This is a genomic window from Ramlibacter ginsenosidimutans, from assembly GCF_016654015.1.
Taxonomy (GTDB): domain Bacteria; phylum Pseudomonadota; class Gammaproteobacteria; order Burkholderiales; family Burkholderiaceae_C; genus Ramlibacter; species Ramlibacter ginsenosidimutans.
On sequence record NZ_JAEPWM010000001.1, the window covers coordinates 971342 to 992432 of the forward strand.

A 21091-nucleotide genomic window follows, 5' to 3' on the forward strand; every position below is an offset into this window, starting at 1 on the left:
GCTCGCCCCGACCATGGGCGAATTCGACCTCATCGCGCGCTACTTCACCCGGCCGGCGCGGCGCAACCCGCTGGGCGTGGGCGACGACTGCGCGCTGCTGCAGCCCGCGCCCGGCATGCAGCTAGCCGTGTCCACGGACCTCCTGGTCGAAGGGCGCCACTTCCTGCCGACGGTGGATCCACGCTCGCTCGGCCACAAGTCGCTCGCCGTGAACCTGAGCGACCTCGCTGCCTGCGCGGCCCAGCCGCTCGCCTTCACGCTGGCGCTGGCGCTGCCGCGCGTGGACGAAGCCTGGCTCGCGGCTTTTTCCGAAGGCCTGTTCGCGCTCGCCGATGCGCACGACTGCGAACTGGTCGGCGGCGACACGACTGCCGGACCACTCACCATCGGCATCACCGTGTTCGGCGAAGTGCCCGCCGGGCAGGCGCTGCTGCGCTCGGGCGCGCGCGCGGGCGACGCGTTGTGGGTGAGCGGCACGCTGGGCGATGCGCGGCTCGCGCTGGAAGCCCTGCGCGGGACCATCGCGCTGCCGCCGGACGTGCTGGCGGTGGCGCGCGACCGCCTGGACCGGCCCACGCCGCGGGTCGAACTGGGGCTCGCCTTGCGCGGCATCGCCTCGTCCGCGATCGACATCAGCGATGGCCTGCTGGGCGACGTCGCTCACGTGCTGGAGCGTTCCGGCGTCGGTGCGATCGTCGATGCCGAATGCGCGCCGCAGTTGCTGGCTGCACTGCGCACCGGCCTGCAATTGCCGATCGAGCGCGTGCAGGAATGCGTGTTCGCCGGCGGTGACGATTACGAGCTGGCCTTCACCGCGGCGCCCGGGCGCACCGCCGAAGTGCTCGCCGCCGCGCAGCAGGCCCGGGGGCCGGTGACGCGCATCGGCACGATCACCGCCGAGCCCGGACTGCGCGTGCGCGACGCCCAGGGGCGCACGCTGGCGCAGGAGTTCGCCGGCTTCGATCATTTCCGCGCATGAGCCCGCGGGCGCGCGCCTTCGCATGAAGCGCCGGCTCGTGCTCCTGCTGCTGGCGATCGCCCCGGCGCTGCACGCCGCCAGCTTCCACGCGACGGTCACCTACGTCACGGACGGCGACACGCTCTGGGTCCGCCCCGATGGCGGTGGCCGCACCATCGAGCTGCGCCTGCTGGATGTCGATGCGCCGGAGAGCTGCCAGCCGTTCGGTGCGCAGGCGACGCAGGCCTTGCGGGCGCGCGTGCTCCATGCGGCCGTGCGGGTGCGCACCCGCGGCAGCGACAGCTACGGCCGGCAGCTCGCGCACGTCGAGCACCGCCGCGAGGACGTGGGCCGCTGGCTGGTCGCCAATGGCTACGCCTGGGCCATGCGCTTCCATGGCCGCCCGGGCAAGCATGGCGCGCTCGAAGAGCAGGCGCGGCGGGAGCGCAAGGGCTTGTGGGCGAGTCCCGGCGCGCTGGAGCCGCGCCTCTTCCGCCAGCGCTTCGGCTCCTGCCCGGCCGCTCGCTAACATCGGCTCCATGGAAGTGCCCCTGCCCGTATCCGCCGAGTCGCCGCGCCAACCGACCGTGCGCTTCATGCTGGCGCATCCCGCGCACGTGCTGGCCCTCGGCTTCGGCAGCGGGCTCGCGCCTTGGGCGCCCGGGACCTGGGGCACGCTGTGGGCGTGGCTGATGTTCCTGGTGCTGTACCACTGGCTGGCGCCGGCGCAGCTGGCGGCCGTCATCGCGCTGTCGCTCGCGGTGGGCTGGTGGGCTTGCACGGTCACGGCGCGCAACCTGCGCATCGCCGATCCGTCGGCGGTGGTGTGGGACGAGATCGCCGCCTTCTGGATCGTGCTGTGGCTTCTGCTGCCGGCGGGCTGGATCGCGCAGTTCGCCGCCTTCGCCCTGTTCCGGTTCTTCGACGCCGTCAAGCCCGGGCCGGTGGGCTGGGCCGACACGGCGTTCAAGGGCGGCGGCTGGCGTGGGGGTTTCGGCATCCTCGTCGACGACCTGGTCGCGGCCTTCTGTACGCTGCTGGTGCTGGCCGCCTGGAGGACCTGGACATGAACGAAGACACGCTGCGCCTGTGCACCGAACTTGCCACCCGGCTGGTGGCGACGGGCCGCATGCTCGCCACGGCCGAAAGCTGCACGGGCGGCCTCATTGCGGCGGCCTGCACCGATCTCAGCGGCTCGAGCAACTGGTTCGAACGCGGCTTCGTCACGTATTCCAATGCGGCGAAGAGCGAGTTGCTGGGCGTGGACCCGGCACTCATCGAGCAGCACGGTGCGGTGAGCGAAGTGGTCGCCCGCGCCATGGCGTTCGGCGCCATCCGCCATTCGCACGCGCAGGTGAGCGTCGCCGTCACCGGCGTCGCAGGACCCACGGGCGGCTCCGCGGAGAAGCCGGTGGGCACGGTCTGGTTCGGCTTCCAGGTCGATGGCCAGCTCACCAGCGAGACGCGCCGCTTCGACGGCGATCGCACGGCCGTGCGCGACGCCACGGTGCGGCACGCGCTCACACGCCTGCTGGCACTGGTCGCGTGAGCGGGCAGGCCCTGCCCGCGGGGCACTTCATTCCCGAGGAACAGCCCGCGGCGGTGGCCGATGCGTTGCGCGCTTTCTTCGGTTGACCAGGCGCGGCAGCAGGAAGGTCCGGCGCAGGCTCTCCGTGGCGGACGCCGCCGTCGACTTCATGTCGTGACCCAGGCTGGCCAGTTCCTGGTCGAGCTCCTCGATCCGGTCGCTCCAGCGGCCGGTCTGCATCTGGTCCATCGCCAGCACCATGCGCAGCGCCAGCAGGTTGCGCACCAGGCGGGCATCGCGGTCTTCTGGGCTGGTGGGTTCGTTCACGGCGTCGCTCTCTTGTTGGTACGTAGCATTCCACGTGCCTGGAGCGTGGCCTGTCGGACCCGTGCTGCTGACGCACAGATACCGGCTGACACAGCATGTAGTACTCAGCCCCATGGCTGGGCCATCCGACCGCTTCCCCGGCAGTGGAGGCAGGACAGGTAGAGCAGGCCGGGCGAAGGCTCGAGCGCAGGTTCGTATCGGAACCAGCCGCCGGAGCCCAGGCACTCGTTGCAGGGCGCAAGCGCCGCGGTGCTCACAGGGGCGCCGTCCCCAGTGGCAGGGGCTGGCGCATCGGGCAGGCGAAGGTCGGACATGGCGTGGCTGTGGTGTTCGTTGGAGCGCAGAAGTTAGCGGCACCGGCCGAGCAGGACGTCGGTACCCGCGGTCGCCGCGCGTAGGAAGATGCGCTGACCTGGCGCTGGCGTCGGCTCAGGCCGGCAGGCAGGTCATCGCCAGCACCTGCAGGCCGGCCAGGCGCTTCTTCATGCGCAGCACCTCGCGGTCCTTGCTGAGCAGCGTGCAGCGGTGCGCGACGGCGAGGTCGATGAACTTCTGGTCGTCCGGATCGCCGCAGGTGACGGGCGCCTTGGCGGGTGCGTCGACCAGCACCGCGTGACGGTCGAAGTCGGCGAGCACGGGGTCGGCGGCGCCGCGGTGGAAGCGGACCCGCGCCGCGATCTTGGGATAGTCGAGCACGCGCGCGAGCTCTTCGCGCATCGCGGCGGTGGCCACCCAGCGCAGGGCGCCCGCTGCGAGCCCGCGGTCGATCGGCTGCACCCGCGGGTCGCGGAAGACCAGCAGGTCCAGCACGATGTTGGTGTCAAGAACCAGCTGCATCGCTGCGCGCGCCCCGCGGCTCGCGGGCCGAGCCAGCAACCATGTCGAAGCGGAACAGGCGGCACTCGATCGCGCCGTTCCACATCGGCACCCTGCGGGTTTCCTTCAGCCGCATGCGGCCGGGCAGCTTGGCATCCGGCGACAGCACCCACGCGGTCCAGCCCGCGTAGTGGCGCTTCCAGTGCGTGGCGAGCTGCGCGAAGAAGTCGCCGGCCTGCTCCATCTGCGCCTGCTCGCGGCCGCCCCGGCCGCGGCCCGCGATGCCCGCGGCCTCGATGCGCTCGCCGTAAGGCGGGTTCAGCAGCATCACGCCGGGCGCATCGCCGGGCGGCATGCGCTGCAGCGCGTCGCCGCCACGGAACTGCACGGCATCGGCGACGCCCGCGCGTTCCGCGTTGCGCTGCGCGAAGTCGACCATGCGGAAGGCCACGTCGCTGCCGAAGATCGCTGCCGTGGGTGCGTGGCGCGCCGCCTGCGCCTCGGCCTTCAGCGCCTGCCATTCGGCGGGCGCGTGCAGCTTCAGCCGCTCGAAGCCGAAGCGGCGCAGCAGCCCGGGCGCGATGTTGCAGGCGACCTGCGCGGCCTCGATCGCGATGGTGCCGCTGCCGCAGCACGGGTCGTACAGCGGCGTGCGCGCGTCCCAGCCGCTGGCCGCGATCATCGCGGCGGCCAGCGTCTCCTTCAGCGGCGCCTCGCCCTTGTCTTCGCGCCAGCCGCGCTTGAACAGCGGCTCGCCCGAGGTGTCCATGTAGATCGTCACGGTGTCCGCGCCGAGGTGCGCAAAGATGCGAACCACCGGGCGCTGGGTGTCGACGTCCGGCCGGGCGCCGCCCCGATCGCGGAAGCGGTCGGCCACCGCGTCCTTGATCCGCAACGCAGCGAAGTTCAGGCTCTTGAGCGGGCTGGCGTGCGCGGTGATCTCGATCTTGAAGCTGTCGCGCGTGGAGAACCACTGCTCCCACGCGATCGCCGATGCGGCGTCGTAGAGATCCTGCTCGGCGCGGTAGGGCTGGTGCGCAAGCTGCACCAGCACGCGCACGGCGAGCCGGCTTTGCAGGTTGAGCTTCATCACCTCGGGCCAGCCGGCGAGCAGTTGCACGCCGCCACGCGCGGTGCGCACGTCACGCGCCGCATCGCCGCACACGCGCGTCACTTCCTCGGCCAGCCAGGCTTCGACGCCGCCGGCACAAGGCAGGAACAAATGGAATTGCATCATCAGCAAACCTCCCCCAGGCTTGTCCGCTGCGCGACCTTCGCCTCCCCCCTCCGCAAGCGGAGGGGGCGAGCGCCTTCGGGCGGCCGTGCGGCGCTCATAGCGCCTTGCGCAGGTTGGCGGGCGCGATCCGCAGCGCCTCGCGGTACTTCGCCACCGTGCGGCGCGCGCATTCGATCCCCTGCTCCTTGAGCAGCTCGGAGATCTGGCTGTCCGACAGCGGCTTGTTCGCATTCTCGGCGGCGACGAACTGGCGGATCAGTGCGCGCACCGCGGTGCTGGAGGCGTTGCCGCCGGTCTCCGTGCCGAGCGCGGAGCCGAAGAAGTACTTCAGCTCGAAGGTGCCGAAGGGCGTGGCCATGTACTTGGCCGTCGTCACGCGCGAGATGGTGGACTCGTGCAGCCCCAGCTCGTCGGCGATCTCGCGCAACACCAGCGGGCGCATCGCCAGCTCGCCGTGGATGAAGAAGTTGCGCTGCCGCTCCACGATGGCGGACGACACGCGCAGGATGGTGTCGAAGCGCTGCTGGATGTTCTTGATGAACCAGCGCGCCTCCTGCAGGCGCTGCTGCAGCGCCTGGTGCCCTTCGCCACGGTGCGCCTTCAGCGCGCCCGCATAGACGTCGTGCACGCGCAGGCGTGGCATCACGTCGGGATTGAGTTGCACGCGGAAGTTCATGCGCGGCCCGCGGCCCACCTGCGTGACGATCACGTCCGGCACGACGATGTTGCGCTCCACGTCGATGAAGCGCCGACCCGGCTTCGGTTCCAGGCGGGTGATCAGCGCGATCGCGGACTTGACCTCCGCGTCGCTGCCGCCGCATAACTGCGCGAGCCGGCGCACGTCGCGCTTGGCGAGCAGGTCGATCGGTTGCTGGCACACCTTGATGGCGATGGGGCACACCGCGTTGCCCGGGCTCGTGTCCTGCATCGCCCGCAGCTGCAGCATCAGGCACTCGGCCAGGTTGCGCGCACCGACGCCGGGCGGGTCGAGGCTCTGCAGCAGGCGCAGGGCGACCGTGAAGCGGTGCTGCAACTCTTCCTGCTGTTCCAGGTCGTCGGGCGCGAGACCGCGGGCGAGCTCCTCCAGCGAGTCCTCAAGGTAGCCGTCGTCGTTGAGCGATTCGATCAGGAAGCGCAGCGCCATCCGGTCCGTTTCGGACAGGCGCAGCGACAGCGCCTGCCGGTGCAGCCAGGAGGGGAGCGACTCGCTGCCGCGCGCGAGGTCGGTGGCGTCGACTTCCTCGTCGCCGGTGTCGCGGCGCGCGGCCGGCGCATCGCCGCCCCACTCGCCGTCGTCGGCCACGGTCTCGGTGGTGCCATCGCCCTCCCAGCTCGGCGCCTCTTCCGGCTCGCCTTCGGGCTCGCTCGCGGGCGTGCTGCTCGTCGCCTCGGCGGCAGGCGCAGGCTCGTACGCGGATTCGGATTCGCCGTCGTCCTGCGCGCGCGCATCGGAGGTCGCGATGCCGAACTCCTCTGGCGCATCGTCGCCCTGCACCTCCAGGAACGGGTTTTCGTCCAGCATCTGCTGGATCTCCTGGCCCAGTTCGAGCGTGGACAACTGCAGCAGGCGGATCGACTGCTGCAGCTGCGGCGTGAGCGCCAGGTGCTGGGAGACCCGGAGCGAGAGCCCCTGTTTCATACGTCCTGCCCGGGGGTCCGCATCACATCCTGAAGTGCTCGCCGAGGTAGACCCGGCGCACGTCGGCGTTGTTCACGATTTCGGCGGGCGTGCCCTGCGCCAGCACGCTGCCCTCGCTGATGATGTAGGCGTGGTCGCAGATGCCCAGCGTCTCGCGCACGTTGTGGTCGGTGATCAGCACACCGATGCCGCGCGACTTGAGGAAGCCGATGATGCGCTGGATCTCGATCACGGCGATGGGGTCGATGCCGGCGAAGGGCTCGTCCAGCAGGATGAATTGCGGCTGGGTCGCCAGCGCGCGCGCGATCTCCACCCGGCGCCGCTCGCCGCCGGACAGTGCCAGCGCCGGGGAGTCGCGCAGGTGGTCCACCCGCAGGTCCTGCAGCAGGCGCGTCAGGCGCCGCTCGATCTCCGCGCCCGGGAGCTGCCGGCCGCTCTCGTCCCGCTGCAGCTCCAGCACGGCGCGCACGTTGTCCTGCACGTTCAGCTTGCGGAAGATCGACGCTTCCTGCGGCAGGTAGGACAGGCCGAGGCGCGAGCGGCGATGGATCGGCATGTGCTCCACGGCCTGGCCGGCGATGGAGATCTCGCCGCCGTCGGCGCGCACCAGGCCGACGATCATGTAGAAGGACGTCGTCTTGCCGGCGCCGTTGGGCCCGAGCAGGCCCACGACCTCGCCCTTGCCGACGCTGACCGAGACGTCCTGCACCACCTTGCGCCCGCCATAGGACTTCCGCAGGTGCCGCGCCTCCAGGCGGCTGGCGACCGCTGCCGCGGGCGCGGCGTGCACTGTCTCGGCATCCCCCATCAACGAACCTCCTGCTGCCCCAGCGTGGTCGACGGACGCAAGCGCGCCGGCGGCGTCGCCGAAGCGGCCGGGCGCGGTGCCGATGCGGCCGCCGCGGCGCCGGAGGCGGCGGTGCCGGAAGCGGCGGCGGCGCCGGAAGCCGCCTGGCGGGGTGCCAGCGTCGCCTTCACCCGCCCGCCGGGATTCGACGGCGTGGCCGCGGCGACGCCGCCGTCCACCGTGAACTGGTCGTTGGAGTTGTCGTAGGTGATGACCGAGCCGCTGGTCTCGTCATTGACGGTCGCACCGCGCAGGCGCCGCATCTCCGCGCGCCCGATGAACTTCACGCGGTCGGCCTTGCCGTCGTAATCGATGGAGTCGCCCTCGCCCTCGATGAATTCGTCGACGCCTTCGCGCTTCTGGCGAAAGAAGGCGCGCTTGCCGGGCTCCGCCGTCACCACGCCGTACTGGTAGCCCTCGGGGTCCTGGTGCACGGTCATCTTGCCGCCGCGGATCACGATGGTTCCCTTGGTCACCACGACCTTGCCGGTGAACACGCTGGTCTGCTGCAGGTCGTCGTAGCGCAGCGAGTCGGCCTCGACGTTCATCGGCTTGTCGCGATCGGCCTTCTCGGCGAAGACAGGGGCGGCCGCCAGGGCCAGTGCCAGCGCGAGGAGCGAGGGGATGTTCTTCATATCGGCACGAATCTTGCTGCGATTGTACCGGGGATCGCATTGCACGCGGCGATGCACGGGTCTCTTTGCATGCGATCGAGCGAATGCGACGCAGCTCAAGCCGGCGCCCTCGGCTGCGCCCTGCCCCCGGCCTATGGCCTCGGGAACGAACGTCGCCCCCCGCCGGGGCGACGCCTGCGACTCACTTGCGGGTGCGCGCCTGTGCGACCAGGTAGTCCACCACCATCAGCGCGCGCTCCATGCTGCCGGCCATGGTGCCGTCCGTGTAGTAGCGGCCCGCCACGCCGATGGCGGGCACGCCGTCGACCTGGTAGTCGTCCTGCAACTGCTTCGCCTTGCGCGCCTTGGTGGCCACGCCGAACGAGTTGTACATCGCCTGGAACTTCGCGCGGTCGAGGCCATTGCGCTCGGCGAAATCGAGGATGCGGTCCTCGCGGTCGGTGGGCAGGTGCTGCTGGTGGATCGCGGCGAACACCTTGTCGTGCAGTTCGTCGACCTTGCCCATCGCTTCCAGCGTGTAGTAGAGGCGCTGCTGCGGCACGAAGTCGTCGCGGAACGCGACGGGCACGCGGCGGAAGGACACGTCCGGCGGCAGCTTCTTGAGCCAGGTATTGAGCAGGGGCTCGAAGGCATTGCAGTGGGGGCAGCTGTACCAGAAGAACTCGACCACCTCGATCTTGCCCGCGGGCGCTTCCACCGGCGCCCTGCCGTCCAGGGTGTGGAAGTCCTTGCCGTCCTCCGGCTTGCCCTGGGCCAGCCCCAGCTGCGGCCAGGCCAGCGCGGAGGCACCCACCAGGGCGGCCGCGCTGCCCGCGAACTCGCGACGATTCATTGCTGTTTTCTCCTTGAAGAGGCTCTGAGCGGCGGCCCCGGCGATGGTTCCGCCGCCGGGCGCTGCGCCGCTACCGCTGGACGCGCACCAGCGCGGTGTCGAAACCGCCGGAGTCCAGCTTGTCCTTCTGCCGGTCCGCGTCGTCCTTGCTGTTGAACGGACCCACGCGCACGCGGTACACCTGCCGGCCCGATTGCTCGCGCTCGGAGACCTTGGCCTCGATGCCCATGAGGGACAGCTTGGCGCGCTGCGCTTCGGCGTCCTCCGGCGTGCGGAAGGCGCCGGCCTGCACGAAATAGATGAAGGGGTCGGTGCCGCCACCGCTCTTGGCGGCGGCCAGTTCGCCCAGCGGATCGGCCGGCGCAGGCCGGCCCGCCACTGCAGGCGCCTCGGGCTGCTTGTCCTTGCCGGCGCTCGCGCCCTGGGCCGGCTGCGCCGACTCGGGCGCCTTCGCGAACGGTGCCGTGGGCGCCGCCGCGGCGCTGGCCGGGATGCCGGGCGCAGGCGGCAGCGGCTTGGCGGGATTCTTCCCGTACAGCGGTGCGTTCGGATCCCAGTTCTGGTTCTTGCGCGATTCGGCGGCGTCCTGTTCCGCCGACCGGCTCGCGCCCTTGTTCAGGAAGGGCACGGGCACCTTCGTGACGTAGACGGCCACCGCGAGGGCCGCCGCCAGGCCCAGAACGATGCCGATGATGATCCCGACGAGGGTGTTGCCGCGTTGCTTTGGTTTCATGCTCACATCTTGGCCGGGGCACTCACGCCCAGCACAGCCAGTCCATTGTGCAACACCTGCGCGACCGCAGCCACGAGCGCGAGCCGCGCTTGTTTCAGCTTGTCGTCGTCCACCAGGATGCGCTCCGCGTCGTAGTAACTGTGATACGCCGCCGCCAGCTCGCGCAGGTAGAACGAGACGTCGTGCGGGGCGAAATCCGTCGCCGCCGCAGTGAGCATCTCCGGGTAGCGCGCCAGCTGCAGCATGAGATTCAACGCAGCCGGATGCTCCAGCGACGACAGGTCCGCGCCGGCCAGGCTGCGCGGGTCGCCGCCCCAGGCCGCGAGCACCGAGCAGATGCGCGCGTGCGCATACTGGACGTAGTACACGGGGTTGTCGTTGTTCTGCGCCAGGGCGAGGTCGACGTCGAACACGTATTCCGTGTCGGGCTTTCGCGACAGCAGGAAGAAGCGCACCGCGTCCTTGCTGGTCCATTCGATCAGGTCGCGCAGCGTCACGTAGCTGCCGGCGCGCTTGGAGATCTTCACCTCCTGGCCACCGCGCATCACGCGGACCATCGTGTGCAGCACGTAGTCGGGATAGCCCTCGGGAATGCCGACGCCCGCCGCCTGCAGTCCCGCGCGCACCCGCGCGATCGTGCCGTGGTGGTCCGTGCCCTGGATATTCACGACCTTGGTGAAGCCGCGCTCCCACTTGGTGATGTGGTACGCGACGTCCGGCACGAAGTAGGTGTAGCTGCCGTCGCCCTTGCGCATCACGCGGTCCTTGTCGTCCCCGTACTCGGTGGACTTCAGCCACAAGGCGCCTTCGTGCTCGTAGGTCTTGCCCGCGTCGCGCAGCCGCTGCACCACCGCGTCGACCTTGCCGCTGGTGTAGAGGCTCGACTCGAGGTAGTACTGGTCGAATCGGACCGCGAACGCCTGCAGGTCCAGGTCCTGCTCGTGGCGCAGGTATGCGACTGCGAACAGGCGGATGCCGTCGAGGTCGTCGGGATCGCCGCTGGCCGTGAACTCGCGGTCGTCCGACTTCACCGTCTTGCGCGCGAGGAAGTCGTTGGCGATCTCCTGGATGTAGTCGCCGTTGTAGGCCGCCTCGGGCCACTGCGGGTCGCCGGGCTTGAAGCCCTTGGCGCGCAACTGCACCGAGGTGGCCAGCGTCTGGATCTGCACGCCGGCGTCGTTGTAATAGAACTCGCGATGGACGTTCCAGCCCTGCGTGGCGTACAGGTTGCAGATCGCGTCACCCAGCGCCGCCTGGCGCCCGTGGCCCACGTGCAGGGGCCCCGTGGGATTGGCGGACACGAATTCGACCAGCACGCGGCGTCCGTGCAGCGGCTGCTGGCCGAAGCCGGCGCCTAAGGCGAGCACCTCGCGCACGACCTCCTGCTTGGCTGCCTGCTTCAGGCGGATGTTGAGGAAGCCGGGGCCCGCGATGTCCACCGCGTCGACCCAGCGCTGGAACGCGGGGGTGGCCAGCAGGCCGTCACGCAGCGTTTCGGCCAGCTGGCGGGGGTTGCGCTTCAGCGGCTTGGCGAGCTGCATCGCCGCGGTGCAGGCGAGGTCGCCGTGCGCCGCGACCTTGGGCAGCTCGAACGTCGCCTTCGCGCCCGCGCCCGGGGACAGCTGGTCCAGCCCGGCCGCCAGCGCGGCGAGCAAGTCTTGTTTGGCTTGGAGCATTGGGCCGATTCTAGAAGCTGGGGTGGCGAGGCACCCGCGAGACGCGGAATGTCCGCCAGAAGCTGTGAATGAATGGATCGCGCCCGCGACGGGGTGCCTGTGTCCCGACGGGCGTCAGGACGGCTCGCGCGGGTGCGAGCCATTCGTTCACAGCTTCTCAGCCCTTCGCGCCGAAGCCCCGCGCCAGGAACACGGCGGCGAGCGGGATCAAGGGAATGATGTGCGCCTGGAGCATCACCAGCTTGCGCGCGCGCCGCACTTCGTCCGCGGTCGGCAGCGAGCCGTCCGCGCGCAAGGCCTTGCGCCAGCGCAGGAAGCGCAGGGTGGGCGCGATGGAGATCAGGGCCACGACCACGAAGGCGGCGATCTTCAGGTGCAGCAGCCAGTTGTGCACGTACCAGCCACTGCCCTTCACGCCCAGGAAGATGCGCAGCAGCCCGGTCACCAGCACGGCGGCGGCCGAGATGCCGTAGATGCGATCCACCTTCACCAGGCGCTCGACCACCGTGGCGTTCATCCACTCGGGCCGGCACAGCGCGGCCTCGCTGCTGATGAACACCACCAGCGCGAGGATGGCGGAGATGTGGAGATACGCGAGGATGGATTCGAGGACCATGGTCAGGAGGGTGAACCGCGCCAGAACTGCGGCTGGGCGTAATGGTGCTTGAGGAAGTCGATCCACAGCCGCACCCGCAGGGGCAGGTGCTTGCGCTGCGGAAAGACGGCGTAGATGCCGTTCGGTGGCGCCGCGAACTCGGCCAGCACTTCCACCAGCCGGCCTTCGCTGATCTCGTGCTCCACCTCCCAGGTGCTGCGCCAGGCGATGCCCCAGCCCTGCAGGCACCAGTCGTGCAGCACCTGCCCGTCCGAGCAGTCCAGGGGTCCCGCCGGCCGGAAGTGCGTGAGCCCGCCTTCGCCGCCCGCCTCCGGCAACAGGAAGGCCCAGCCCCGCGTCTGCGAGGCATCGCTGGACAGCGTGAGGCAGTCGAACTTCGCCAGGTCGTCGGGATGCTGCGGCGTGCCGTGGCGCTTCAGGTAGCCGGGCGTGGCCACGCACAGGCGGCGGTTGTCGGCCAGGCGCACCGCGACCAGCGACGAATCCGGAAAGTCGCCGACGCGCACCGCGCAGTCGAAGCCTTCCCCGGGGACGTCGACCACGCGGTCGCTGAGATTGAGGGAGATGGTCACGTCCTGGTGCAGTTCGCGAAAGCGCGGCACCAGCGGTGCGACGTGGCGGCGGCCGAAGCCGGCCGGCGCGGTGATGCGCAGGTGGCCGCTGGCCTTGACGCCGCCGGCGCTGACGCTGGCCTCCGCGTTAGCGAAGTCGGCCAGCAGGCGCTGGCAATCCTCCAGGAAGGCGCTGCCTTCGTGCGTGAGGCTGATGCGCCGCGTGGTGCGCACCAGCAGCTTCACGCCCAGCCGCTCCTCGAGTGCATCGATGCGCCGGCCCATGATCGCGGGAGCGACGCCCTCTGCCCGCGCCGCGGCGGTGAGGCTGCCCTTGGTGGCGACCGAGACGAAGGATTCCAGCTGCTTGAGCTTGTCCATGCGGCGCCGATTATGCGCGCCGGGGTCAGCAATCCAACACATTCGGGCGGCGATTGCGCCGCGCGCGTTCAGCCGGGGGCGGCCAGCTGCGCGATCTGCTCTTGCGAGTAGCCCAGCTCGCGCAGCAGCGCGGGCCCGTGCTCGTTCAAGGCGGGCGGCTGCAGGCGTACGGCCGGACGGTGGCCGTCGAGTGTCAGCGGCAGCAAGGGCACCTTCGTCTCGCGGCCGTCCTGCAGCTGCAGCGGCGCGAGCCCGCCCGTGGCGTTCAGGTGCGGGTCGTCGAACAACTGCTCCGGTTGCGTGATCGGCGCGAACGGCAAGCCGTTCCGCTCGAACACCGCCGCGAGCTCCGCCGCGCTGTGGCGTGCCAGCCGCTCGCGCAGCAGCGGAATGAGCCAGTCGCGCACCTGCACGCGATCGTTGTTGCTCTGCAGGCGCGCATCGGCCAGCAGGTCCGCGAAACCGAAGGCGTCGCAGAACACCTTCCACTGGCTGTCGCTTACCGCCGCCAGGAAGATCTGTTCGCCGTCCTTGACCGTGAACACGTCGTAGACGCCCCAGGCCGAGATGCGTCCCGGCATGGGCGCGGCCGGCTGGCCGGTGACGGCGAACTGCATCATGTGCTGTGCGACCAGGAACACGTTGTTCTCGAACAGGGCGCTCTGCACTTCCTGGCCCCGCCCGGTCTTCTCCCGTTGCGCCAGCGCCGCCATCGCGCCGATGGCGCCGAACATGCCGCCCATGATGTCGTTCACGCTGCTGCCCGCGCGCAGCGGGTCACCGGGGCGGCCCGTCATGTAGGCGAGGCCGCCCATCATCTGCACGACTTCGTCGAGTGCGGTGCGGTGGTCGTAGGGCCCCGGGAGGAAGCCTTTGTGGCTCACCGAAATCACGCGCGGGTTGAGGCGGGAGATGGTTGCGTGGTCCAGGCCCAGCTTCTTCATCGTGCCGGGCCGGAAGTTCTCGCTGACCACATCCGCCGTACCGACCAGGCGCAGCGCCGCTTCGCGTCCGGCCGGCGTCTGCAGGTCGAGCACGATGCTCTTCTTGTTGCGGTTGAACAGCGGGAAGAAACCGGCGCCCGAGCCGAGCAGCCGACGCGTGTTGTCGCCACCGGGCGGCTCCACCTTGATGACTTCCGCGCCGAGGTCACCCAGCACGAGCCCGCAGGTGGGGCCCATGACCATGTGGGTGAACTCGACGACGCGGATGCCGGCGTAAGGGAGGGACTCCGGGGGTTTGTTGTCAGCAGGCTCGCGCATGGCCGGATTGTGCTGCAGGGCCTCCGCGCAGGGGCACGTGGACCGCACGGAACAACATGCAGCGCCGTCTCGCTGGTGAAGAAGACTCCGGCTTTGCCGGTCCTCTCCACACCGATCAGGCCACCGTGAAAAGTCGCTTGCGACTCTTCGCGGTGAATGACTCACTCCGGCCTGAAGCCGGAGGCCTTGATCGGCGCTTCCCAGCGCTTGAGGTGTGCAGCCTGCGTGACCGCCAGCTCCGAGGACGGCGCGTACGCGGGCACCAGGCCGTAGCCGTAGATCTTTTCCTGGATCGCGGGATCCTTCAGCGCCTCGGCCACCGCGCGGTCGATGCGCGCGACCACGTCGGGCTGCATGCCCGCCGGGCCGTACAGGCCGAAGAACGCTTCCGCCTCCATGTCGATCCCCTGCTCCTTCAGCGTGGGCACGTCGGGCAGCGACTTCGAACGGTGCGCGCCCGTGACGGCCAGGATGCGCACCTTGCCGGCCCGGTGGTGCTCGATGGTCTCGGACGCCGTGTCCACCATCAGCGGGATCTGGCCGCCGATCAGGTCCTGCGCCGCCGGCGCGCCGCCCTTGTAGGCGACGTGCGTAAGCGGCACGCCCGCCGCCTGCGACAGCATCAGGCCCGCGAAGTGCGGCACGGTGCCGGCGCCGGAGGTCGCGTAGTTGGCCTTGCTCGGGTTCTCCTTCATCCAGGCGAGCACGGTCTTCAGGTCGCCCTTGGGCGCGCCCGGACCGACGGTGACGGCGAAGTCGAAGGTCACGACGCGCGCAACCGGCGTGAAGTCCTTGATCGGGTCGTAAGGCAGGTTGTTGTACAGCCAGGGCGCGATCACGAGCGCCCCGCTCGGCGACAGCACCAGCGTCTGGCCATCGGGCGCGGCGCGCTTCAGTTCGCCGAGCACCAGCCGGCCGGCGGCGCCCGGCTTGTTGTCGACGATGACGTTCTGTCCGAGGGAAGCACTCATCTTCTCGGTCATGAGCCGCGCGATGACGTCGGCGGAGCCGCCTGGCGCGAACCCGACCAGGATGCGCGTCGTGCGGTTCTGCGCGAACACCGCGGGGGCGGCGAGGGTGGCGCCGGCAAGGGCGGCGAACTGGCGGCGTTTCATCGGATGTCTCCTGCGATCGTCATCATTTAACATGTTAAACAGTAGCCGAGCGGGCGCGCGGCGGCCATCCGGTCGCACCCTGAGGCCACACACAAGGAGACCAGGCTTGACCGTCATCGACATCCACACGCACATGTTCACCCGCAAGTGGCTGGAGCTGCTGCAGGAAAAGAGCGGCATCTACAACGTGCAGACCCGACCCGACGGGCAGCGCGAGATCTTCCGCGGCAACACGCCGGTGGTGCTGCCGCAGAAGGGCCACTTCGACTGGGAGCTGCGCATCGCGCACATGGACCAGGCGAAGATCGACGTGTCCGTCGTGTCGCTGACCTGTCCCAACGTGTACTGGGGCGGCGAGGACATCAGCGTGCAGGCCGCGCGCGAGGCGAACGACAACGTCGCCGACGCGCAGTCGCGCTATCCCGACCGCATCCGCTGGTTCGCCTCGCTGCCCTGGGAGTACCCGCAACGCGCGCTGGAGGAACTCGAACGCAGCTGCACCAAGGGCGCGGTGGGCGTGATGGTGCTGGCCAACGTGGCCGGCAAGAGCCTCACCGACCCGATGTTCGCGCCGGTCTGGAAGGCGATCGACGACCGCAAGCTGCCGGTGCTGGTGCATCCCACCGACCCGCCCGGCGTCGACTCCATGGACATGACCAAGTTCGACCTCAGCTGGTCGGTCGGCTTCATGTTCGACACCACGCTGGCGATCACGCGCATGATCTTCGAGGGCTTCTTCGACCAGTACCCGAACCTGAAGATCATCGCCTCCCACGGCGGCGGCACCCTGCCCTACCTGGTCGGCCGCTTCGAGAAGGGCGACGAGGTCGAACTGCCGCAGCGCCGCCAGATGAAGCGCAAGCCCACCGACTACCTGCGCCATATCTATTACGACAGCATCACCTACGACCTGCGGCCGCTGCAGTACCTGATCTCCATCGTCGGCCACGAGCACGTGATGTTCGGCACCGACTGGCCGCACTGGGTGCACGACACCAAGGGCGCGTTCGCGAACACGGCGGCACTGCCGGAAGCGCAGATGCACGCGATCCGCTCTCGCAATGCGGAACGCATTTTCGCGTTCTGAGCCGGATTAGCGAACATCAAGTCACGGATTCCTCACCTTCCCCGGCATTAATGTCGGGCAAGGTTCGGAATAGAGTACCGCCATGGACCATCCCAAGGCGGTGCTGTTCGATGCGTATGGCACGCTGTTCGACGTGTACAGCGTCGGCCTGCTCGCGGAACAACTGTTCCCGGGGCACGGCCAGGCGCTGTCCGTGCTCTGGCGCGACAAGCAGATCGAGTACACGCGGCTCGTCACCACCAGCAACGACGGCGCGCACTACCGGCCCTTCTGGGAGCTGACCCGCGCCGGCCTGCGCTACGCCTGCAAGCGGCTTGGGCTCGACCTCACGGCCGAACGCGAGCAGCAGCTGATGAACCAGTACCGGCACCTCTCCGCGTTCCCGGAGAACCGCGAGGTGCTGCAGGCGCTGAAAGCTCGGCGCATCACGACGGGCATCCTGTCCAACGGCGACCCCGAGATGCTGGGCATCGCGGTGCGCAGCGCCGGCCTGGACGGGCTGCTCGATCACGTGATCAGCGTGGACAGCGTGCGCAAGTACAAGACGCATCCCGAGGCCTACCGCCTCGGCACGCAGGCCGTGGGGCGCGACGCGCGCCACATCCTGTTCGTCAGCTGCAACGCCTGGGACGCGCTCGCCGCGACCTGGTACGGCTACCGCACGCTGTGGGTCAACCGCTACCAGCTTCCCTTCGAGGAACTGGACACGCAGCCCACCCGCACCGGCAGCACCTTGCGCGACGTGCTCGCCTTTTTCGAATCCTGATTCCCGGAGAACACAATGACCGACAAGACCACGATCCACGGACTGCAGGTGGACAGCGCGCTGAAGCGCTTCATCGACGAACAGGTGCTGCCCACCGTGGGCGTCGCGCAGGACCGGTTCTGGCAAGGCTTCGACCAGATCGTGAAGGACCTCTCGCCCAAGAACCAGGCGCTGCTCGCCGAGCGCGATCGCCTGCAGTCCGAGCTGGATGCCTGGCACAAGAAGAACCCCGGCCCGATCCGCGACATGGCGGCGTACCGCGGCTTCCTGGAGAAGATCGGCTACCTCGTGCCGCATCCCAGGGGCGCGAAGGCGACGACCACCAACGTGGACGCCGAGCTCGCCCTGCAGGCCGGCCCCCAGCTCGTGGTCCCGATCCTGAACGCGCGCTATGCGCTCAATGCCGCCAACGCCCGCTGGGGCTCGCTGTACGACGCGCTGTACGGGACCGACGTGATCCCGGAAGACGGCGGCGCCGACAAGGGCCCGGGCTACAACGAAGTGCGCGGTGCCAAGGTGATCGCTCGCGCGCGCCAGGTGCTGGACCAGGCCGTGCCGCTCGCCAGCGGCTCGCATGCCGATGCCACCGCGTACAAGGTGGAAGGCGGCCAGCTGAAGGTTGAACTGAAGGGCGGCAAGTCGTCGGGACTGAAGGACCCGGCCAAGTTCGTCGGCTACCAGGGCGACGCGAACGCGCCGTCCTCCGTGCTCCTGAAGAACAACGGCCTGCACCTCGACATCGTGATCGACCGCAAGAGCGCGATCGGCCAGACCGATGCGGCGGGCGTGGCCGACGTCGTCGTGGAAGCTGCGCTGTCCACCATCCTGGACCTGGAAGACTCGATCGCCGCGGTGGATGCCGAGGACAAGCTGCTCGCCTATCGCAACTGGCTGGGCATCCTGCAGGGCACCCTCACCGAGCAGGTGCACAAGGGCGGCAAGAGCTTCACGCGCGGCCTGAACAAGGACCGCATCTACAAGAACACGCGCGGCGACGGCGAGGTGCGCCTGCACGGCCGCTCGCTGCTGTTCCTGCGCAACGTGGGCCACCTGATGACCAACCCGGCGATCCTGTGGGACGGCGGCAAGGAAATCTACGAAGGCATCATGGACGCGGTGATCACCACCGCGATCGCGATGGTCGATCTCCAGAAGGGCAAGGGCGAGAAAGCAGGAGGCGACACGGGCGTCGCGGGCATCCGCAACTCGCGCACCGGCTCCATCTACATCGTCAAGCCCAAGATGCACGGGCCGGCCGAAGTGGTGTTCGCCTCGGAGCTGTTCGGTCGCGTGGAGAAGCTGCTGGGCCTGCCGGAGAACACGGTCAAGCTGGGCATCATGGACGAGGAGCGCCGCACCAGCGTCAACCTGCAGGCCTGCATCGCCGCGGCGCCGGCGCGCGTGGCCTTCATCAACACCGGCTTTCTGGACCGCACCGGCGACGAGATGCACACCGCGATGTACGCGGGACCGATGATCCGCAAGAGCGACATGAAGTCCACCGCCTGGATCCAGGCCTACGAGAAGAACAACGTGCTGGTGGGCCTGGCGTGCGGGCTGCGCGGGCGCGCGCAGATCGGCAAGGGCATGTGGGCGATGCCGGACCTGATGGCCGCGATGCTCGACCAGAAGATCGCGCACCCGCGCGCCGGCGCCAATACCGCGTGGGTGCCCTCGCCCACGGCGGCCACGCTGCACGCGCTGCACTACCACCAGGTGGACGTGTTCGCGGTGCAGCAGGAGCTGGAGAAGATTGACGCGGATGCGGAGCGCGAGCAGCTCCTGACCGGCCTGCTCACCGTGCCGGTTGCGCCCGAGGCGAAGTGGAGCGCGCAGGAGCGCCAGCAGGAGATCGAGAACAACGCGCAAGGCATCCTGGGCTACGTGGTGCGGTGGGTCGACCAGGGCGTCGGCTGCTCCAAGGTGCCCGACATCCACAACGTCGGCCTGATGGAAGACCGCGCGACCTTGCGCATCTCCAGCCAGCACATCTGCAACTGGCTGCTGCACGGCGTGGTCACCGAGCAGCAGGTGCGCGACACCTTCCAGCGCATGGCGGCGGTGGTCGACAAGCAGAACGCCAACGATCCGTTCTACAAGCCGATGGCGGGCAACTGGGACACGTCGTATGCGTATCGCGCGGCGCTGGACCTGGTGTTCAAGGGCAAGGAGCAACCCAGCGGCTACACCGAGCCGCTGCTGCATGCCTGGCGGCTCAAGGTGAAGGCCGCCGCGAAGTAAAGCGGACTGCGCCGGCCGGCGCAGTCCTCGCCGGGGGTCGCGCGGAGCTCGGGCCAGGCGTGATTCACGCCACCGGGCGGCCGACCCGGGCGCTACACTGCGGACGTGACGCCAGTCTCCGCCAACCTCGACGCGACCCGCTGCCCGCTGTGCGGGCAGGCGAACCGCTGCGCGATGGAGATCGAGCGCGAGACCGGCGTGCGGCAAGGCCCCTGCTGGTGCATGCAGGTCGACTTCGACGCCGACCTGCTCGCGCGCATTCCCGAGCCTGCGCGCGACCGCTCCTGCGTCTGCGCGACCTGCGCGCGCGGCGAGCCCGCCGCGTGAGCGGCGGCAGCAGCATCGCCGACCTGAGCGCGCGCCACGGCGAGCGCTACCGCTGGCTCCTCATGATGTCCGTCATGGTCGGCACCATGGCGTCGCTGATGTCGGCCACCGTGGTGAACGTGGCGATCCCCGGCATGAGCCGCGACTTCGCGCTGAACCAGGAGCGCGCGCAATGGGTCTCTTCCGGCTTCATGGTCGCCATGACGGTGTCGATGCTCACCACTCCGTGGCTGCTGGCGCGCTTCGGCTACCGCCGCACCTACGACGGCACCATGCTCCTGCTGCTCGCCGGCGGCCTGGTGGGCGGGATCTCGCCTTCGTTCCCGCTCGTGCTCGCTTCGCGCGTGGCCGAAGGGCTGGCGGCGGGCGTCGTGCAGCCCATTCCGGCCATCATCATGATGCGGGCCTTCCCTCCATCGGAACAGGGGCGCGCGAGCGGCATGTTCGGCATGGGCGTGGTGCTCGCACCGGCGCTGGGGCCCAGCATCGGCGGCGTGCTGGTGGACCTGTTCGGCTGGCGCTCCATCTTCTTCATGGTGATCCCGTTCTGCCTCGCGTCCATCTGGCTGGCGCACCGCTACATCCCGACGAGCGCGCCCGGCGGTGCTGCCGCGGGCCGGCACGCGCCGCCGCTGGACTGGCGCGGGCTGGTGCTCGGCAGCGTCGGCACGCTGGCCTTGCTGAACGGCCTGCTGCAGATCCGCGGCGCCGGAGCGGCCAGTGCGCTGGGGCTGCTGCTCGCGTCGGCGCTGGCCTTCGCGGCGCTGGCGGTGTGGCTGCGGCGCGCCAAGGCGCGCGGGCAGGAGGCATTGCTGGACCCGGCGGTGTTCCGACACCGGCTCTACACCATCGGCACGGTGGTCGCGTTCATCTACGGCATCGCGCTCTACGGGTCGACGTACCTGCTGCCGGTGTTCATGCAGGTCGCGCTGGAACTGCCGGCCTCGCACGTCGGGACCATCCTGCTTCCTTCCGGCATCGTGCTGGCGATCACGATCGGCATCGCGGGCCGACTGACGCGCCGCATCCCCACGCACCTGATGGTGAGCGGCGGCCTGGCGCTGCTGGCCGCCTCCTTTGCGCTGATGCCGACCGTGGGGCTGAGTGCGCCGCTCACGCTGCTCGTGGCCTGGGCCATCCTCGGCCGCGTCGGCCTCGGCTTCGTGCTGCCTTCGCTCAACGTGGGCGCGATGCGGCCGCTGGACAAGGGCGAGATCCCGCAAGGCGCGAGCCTCATCAATTTCCTGCGCATGCTCGGCGGCGCCGCCGGGGTGAGCCTCTGCGCCATCGTGCTGGAGTGGCGGCTGGCGGTCCACGCCGTCACCCTCTCGGGCCCCACCAGCGCCGCACGGCTCGCGGCCTTCGAGGAATCCTTCCTCATGCTCGCCGGCGTCTGCTGCGTGGCCACCGTGTGCGCCTGGCAGCTCAAGGGTCCGCCGCTAGGCGACTTGCCTGCGTCGAAAGCCTAGGCAGTTCGCAGGCTGGCGCGGCCGGCGGCGAGCCTCGTAGGCTGGCGC

Annotated in this window: 22 protein-coding genes; 9 read left to right on the forward strand and 13 right to left on the reverse strand. The window is 69.7% G+C overall.

The genetic code is table 11. From position 1 onward, the window contains the following. Positions 1-13: 13 nt before the first annotated feature. The 4 genes from thiL to JJB11_RS04795 are packed head-to-tail and all read left to right on the forward strand — an operon-like array spanning position 14 to position 2507. Positions 14-979 carry a thiamine-phosphate kinase gene (thiL, locus tag JJB11_RS04780; RefSeq protein ID WP_201166733.1) on the forward strand — a complete coding sequence of 322 codons (966 nt, stop codon included), beginning with the start codon at positions 14-16 and terminating at the stop codon, positions 977-979. Between the two features lie 22 nt (positions 980-1001). Beyond that, positions 1002-1487 (forward strand): thermonuclease family protein, encoded by a 486-nt coding sequence (locus tag JJB11_RS04785; RefSeq protein ID WP_201166734.1) that lies wholly within the window; start codon positions 1002-1004, stop codon positions 1485-1487. Positions 1488-1497: 10 nt separating this feature from the next. Then, a complete protein-coding gene (locus tag JJB11_RS04790; protein ID WP_201166735.1) occupies positions 1498-2028 on the forward strand; it encodes a phosphatidylglycerophosphatase A family protein in 531 nt (176 codons plus the stop codon). Further along, a complete protein-coding gene (locus JJB11_RS04795) occupies positions 2025-2507 on the forward strand; it encodes a CinA family protein (RefSeq protein ID WP_201166736.1) in 483 nt (160 codons plus the stop codon). The genes JJB11_RS04790 and JJB11_RS04795 overlap by 4 nt, the downstream gene beginning before the upstream one ends. Before the next feature lie 27 nt (positions 2508-2534). On the opposite strand, the gene JJB11_RS26515 is transcribed toward JJB11_RS04795, so the two are convergent. The 13 genes from JJB11_RS26515 to JJB11_RS04860 form a co-directional block, all read right to left on the reverse strand. Continuing rightward, positions 2535-2813 (reverse strand): hypothetical protein, encoded by a 279-nt coding sequence (locus tag JJB11_RS26515; protein ID WP_201166737.1) that lies wholly within the window; start codon positions 2811-2813, stop codon positions 2535-2537. Between the two features lie 429 nt (positions 2814-3242). Next, complete coding sequence (locus tag JJB11_RS04805; RefSeq protein ID WP_201166738.1) at positions 3243-3650, reverse strand: PIN domain-containing protein; 408 nt, start codon at positions 3648-3650, stop codon at positions 3243-3245. Then, on the reverse strand, positions 3634-4866 hold the full coding sequence (locus JJB11_RS04810; RefSeq protein WP_201166739.1) for a THUMP domain-containing class I SAM-dependent RNA methyltransferase: 1233 nt from the start codon (positions 4864-4866) through the stop codon (positions 3634-3636). Before JJB11_RS04810 ends, JJB11_RS04805 begins: the two co-directional genes overlap by 17 nt. Positions 4867-4960: 94 nt before the next feature. Then, entirely contained in the window at positions 4961-6505 is a 1545-nt protein-coding gene (locus JJB11_RS04815; RefSeq protein ID WP_201166740.1) for an RNA polymerase factor sigma-54, read from the reverse strand. A 22-nt stretch (positions 6506-6527) separates the two neighbouring features. Continuing rightward, a complete protein-coding gene (gene lptB, locus JJB11_RS04820; protein ID WP_201166741.1) occupies positions 6528-7313 on the reverse strand; it encodes an LPS export ABC transporter ATP-binding protein in 786 nt (261 codons plus the stop codon). Then, positions 7313-7987: a lipopolysaccharide transport periplasmic protein LptA gene (gene lptA, locus JJB11_RS04825; protein WP_201166742.1), complete on the reverse strand. Its 675-nt coding sequence runs from the start codon at positions 7985-7987 to the stop codon at positions 7313-7315. Before lptA ends, lptB begins: the two co-directional genes overlap by 1 nt. A 181-nt stretch (positions 7988-8168) precedes the next feature. Continuing rightward, positions 8169-8819: a thiol:disulfide interchange protein DsbA/DsbL gene (locus tag JJB11_RS04830; protein WP_201166743.1), complete on the reverse strand. Its 651-nt coding sequence runs from the start codon at positions 8817-8819 to the stop codon at positions 8169-8171. Between the two features lie 70 nt (positions 8820-8889). Further along, positions 8890-9552: an SPOR domain-containing protein gene (locus JJB11_RS04835; RefSeq protein WP_201166744.1), complete on the reverse strand. Its 663-nt coding sequence runs from the start codon at positions 9550-9552 to the stop codon at positions 8890-8892. Positions 9553-9554: 2 nt separating this feature from the next. Beyond that, positions 9555-11228: an arginine--tRNA ligase gene (gene argS / locus JJB11_RS04840; protein ID WP_201166745.1), complete on the reverse strand. Its 1674-nt coding sequence runs from the start codon at positions 11226-11228 to the stop codon at positions 9555-9557. Positions 11229-11385: 157 nt separating this feature from the next. Next, a complete protein-coding gene (locus JJB11_RS04845) occupies positions 11386-11844 on the reverse strand; it encodes a DUF2214 family protein (protein ID WP_201166746.1) in 459 nt (152 codons plus the stop codon). Between the two features lie 2 nt (positions 11845-11846). Then, positions 11847-12776, reverse strand: coding sequence for a LysR family transcriptional regulator (locus tag JJB11_RS04850; protein ID WP_201166747.1), 930 nt, complete (start codon positions 12774-12776; stop codon positions 11847-11849). A gap of 68 nt (positions 12777-12844) precedes the next feature. Then, positions 12845-14038 carry a CaiB/BaiF CoA transferase family protein gene (locus tag JJB11_RS04855; RefSeq protein WP_201166748.1) on the reverse strand — a complete coding sequence of 398 codons (1194 nt, stop codon included), beginning with the start codon at positions 14036-14038 and terminating at the stop codon, positions 12845-12847. Positions 14039-14199: 161 nt separating this feature from the next. Continuing rightward, a complete protein-coding gene (locus JJB11_RS04860) occupies positions 14200-15153 on the reverse strand; it encodes a Bug family tripartite tricarboxylate transporter substrate binding protein (RefSeq protein WP_201166749.1) in 954 nt (317 codons plus the stop codon). Positions 15154-15259: 106 nt separating this feature from the next. Here JJB11_RS04860 and JJB11_RS04865 point away from each other — a divergent pair, with 106 nt between their 5' ends. From JJB11_RS04865 to JJB11_RS04885, 5 genes are all read left to right on the forward strand, one after another. Then, positions 15260-16240: an amidohydrolase family protein gene (locus tag JJB11_RS04865; protein WP_201166750.1), complete on the forward strand. Its 981-nt coding sequence runs from the start codon at positions 15260-15262 to the stop codon at positions 16238-16240. 82 nt (positions 16241-16322) lie between these two features. Beyond that, positions 16323-17006, forward strand: coding sequence for a haloacid dehalogenase type II (locus JJB11_RS04870; RefSeq protein WP_201166751.1), 684 nt, complete (start codon positions 16323-16325; stop codon positions 17004-17006). A gap of 15 nt (positions 17007-17021) precedes the next feature. Beyond that, positions 17022-19247: a malate synthase G gene (locus JJB11_RS04875; RefSeq protein ID WP_201166752.1), complete on the forward strand. Its 2226-nt coding sequence runs from the start codon at positions 17022-17024 to the stop codon at positions 19245-19247. A gap of 105 nt (positions 19248-19352) precedes the next feature. Further along, complete coding sequence (locus JJB11_RS04880) at positions 19353-19574, forward strand: cysteine-rich CWC family protein (protein WP_201166753.1); 222 nt, start codon at positions 19353-19355, stop codon at positions 19572-19574. 62 nt (positions 19575-19636) lie between these two features. Continuing rightward, positions 19637-21043 carry a DHA2 family efflux MFS transporter permease subunit gene (locus JJB11_RS04885; RefSeq protein ID WP_201167063.1) on the forward strand — a complete coding sequence of 469 codons (1407 nt, stop codon included), beginning with the start codon at positions 19637-19639 and terminating at the stop codon, positions 21041-21043. Positions 21044-21091 lie beyond the last annotated feature (48 nt).

What these genes read in the sequence shown, in the direction of transcription:
- thiL (WP_201166733.1), top strand. Translation starts at nt 14, where the DNA reads ATGGGCGAATTCGACCTCATCGCGCGCTACTTCACCCGGCCGGCGCGG.
- JJB11_RS04785 (WP_201166734.1), top strand. Translation starts at nt 1,002, where the DNA reads ATGAAGCGCCGGCTCGTGCTCCTGCTGCTGGCGATCGCCCCGGCGCTG.
- JJB11_RS04790 (WP_201166735.1), top strand. Translation starts at nt 1,498, where the DNA reads ATGGAAGTGCCCCTGCCCGTATCCGCCGAGTCGCCGCGCCAACCGACC.
- JJB11_RS04795 (WP_201166736.1), top strand. Translation starts at nt 2,025, where the DNA reads ATGAACGAAGACACGCTGCGCCTGTGCACCGAACTTGCCACCCGGCTG.
- JJB11_RS04805 (WP_201166738.1), bottom strand. Translation starts at nt 3,650, where the DNA reads ATGCAGCTGGTTCTTGACACCAACATCGTGCTGGACCTGCTGGTCTTC.
- JJB11_RS04810 (WP_201166739.1), bottom strand. Translation starts at nt 4,866, where the DNA reads ATGATGCAATTCCATTTGTTCCTGCCTTGTGCCGGCGGCGTCGAAGCC.
- JJB11_RS04815 (WP_201166740.1), bottom strand. Translation starts at nt 6,505, where the DNA reads ATGAAACAGGGGCTCTCGCTCCGGGTCTCCCAGCACCTGGCGCTCACG.
- lptB (WP_201166741.1), bottom strand. Translation starts at nt 7,313, where the DNA reads ATGGGGGATGCCGAGACAGTGCACGCCGCGCCCGCGGCAGCGGTCGCC.
- lptA (WP_201166742.1), bottom strand. Translation starts at nt 7,987, where the DNA reads ATGAAGAACATCCCCTCGCTCCTCGCGCTGGCACTGGCCCTGGCGGCC.
- JJB11_RS04830 (WP_201166743.1), bottom strand. Translation starts at nt 8,819, where the DNA reads ATGAATCGTCGCGAGTTCGCGGGCAGCGCGGCCGCCCTGGTGGGTGCC.
- JJB11_RS04835 (WP_201166744.1), bottom strand. Translation starts at nt 9,552, where the DNA reads ATGAAACCAAAGCAACGCGGCAACACCCTCGTCGGGATCATCATCGGC.
- argS (WP_201166745.1), bottom strand. Translation starts at nt 11,228, where the DNA reads ATGCTCCAAGCCAAACAAGACTTGCTCGCCGCGCTGGCGGCCGGGCTG.
- JJB11_RS04845 (WP_201166746.1), bottom strand. Translation starts at nt 11,844, where the DNA reads ATGGTCCTCGAATCCATCCTCGCGTATCTCCACATCTCCGCCATCCTC.
- JJB11_RS04850 (WP_201166747.1), bottom strand. Translation starts at nt 12,776, where the DNA reads ATGGACAAGCTCAAGCAGCTGGAATCCTTCGTCTCGGTCGCCACCAAG.
- JJB11_RS04855 (WP_201166748.1), bottom strand. Translation starts at nt 14,038, where the DNA reads ATGCGCGAGCCTGCTGACAACAAACCCCCGGAGTCCCTCCCTTACGCC.
- JJB11_RS04860 (WP_201166749.1), bottom strand. Translation starts at nt 15,153, where the DNA reads ATGAAACGCCGCCAGTTCGCCGCCCTTGCCGGCGCCACCCTCGCCGCC.
- JJB11_RS04870 (WP_201166751.1), top strand. Translation starts at nt 16,323, where the DNA reads ATGGACCATCCCAAGGCGGTGCTGTTCGATGCGTATGGCACGCTGTTC.
- JJB11_RS04875 (WP_201166752.1), top strand. Translation starts at nt 17,022, where the DNA reads ATGACCGACAAGACCACGATCCACGGACTGCAGGTGGACAGCGCGCTG.
- JJB11_RS04885 (WP_201167063.1), top strand. Translation starts at nt 19,637, where the DNA reads ATGATGTCCGTCATGGTCGGCACCATGGCGTCGCTGATGTCGGCCACC.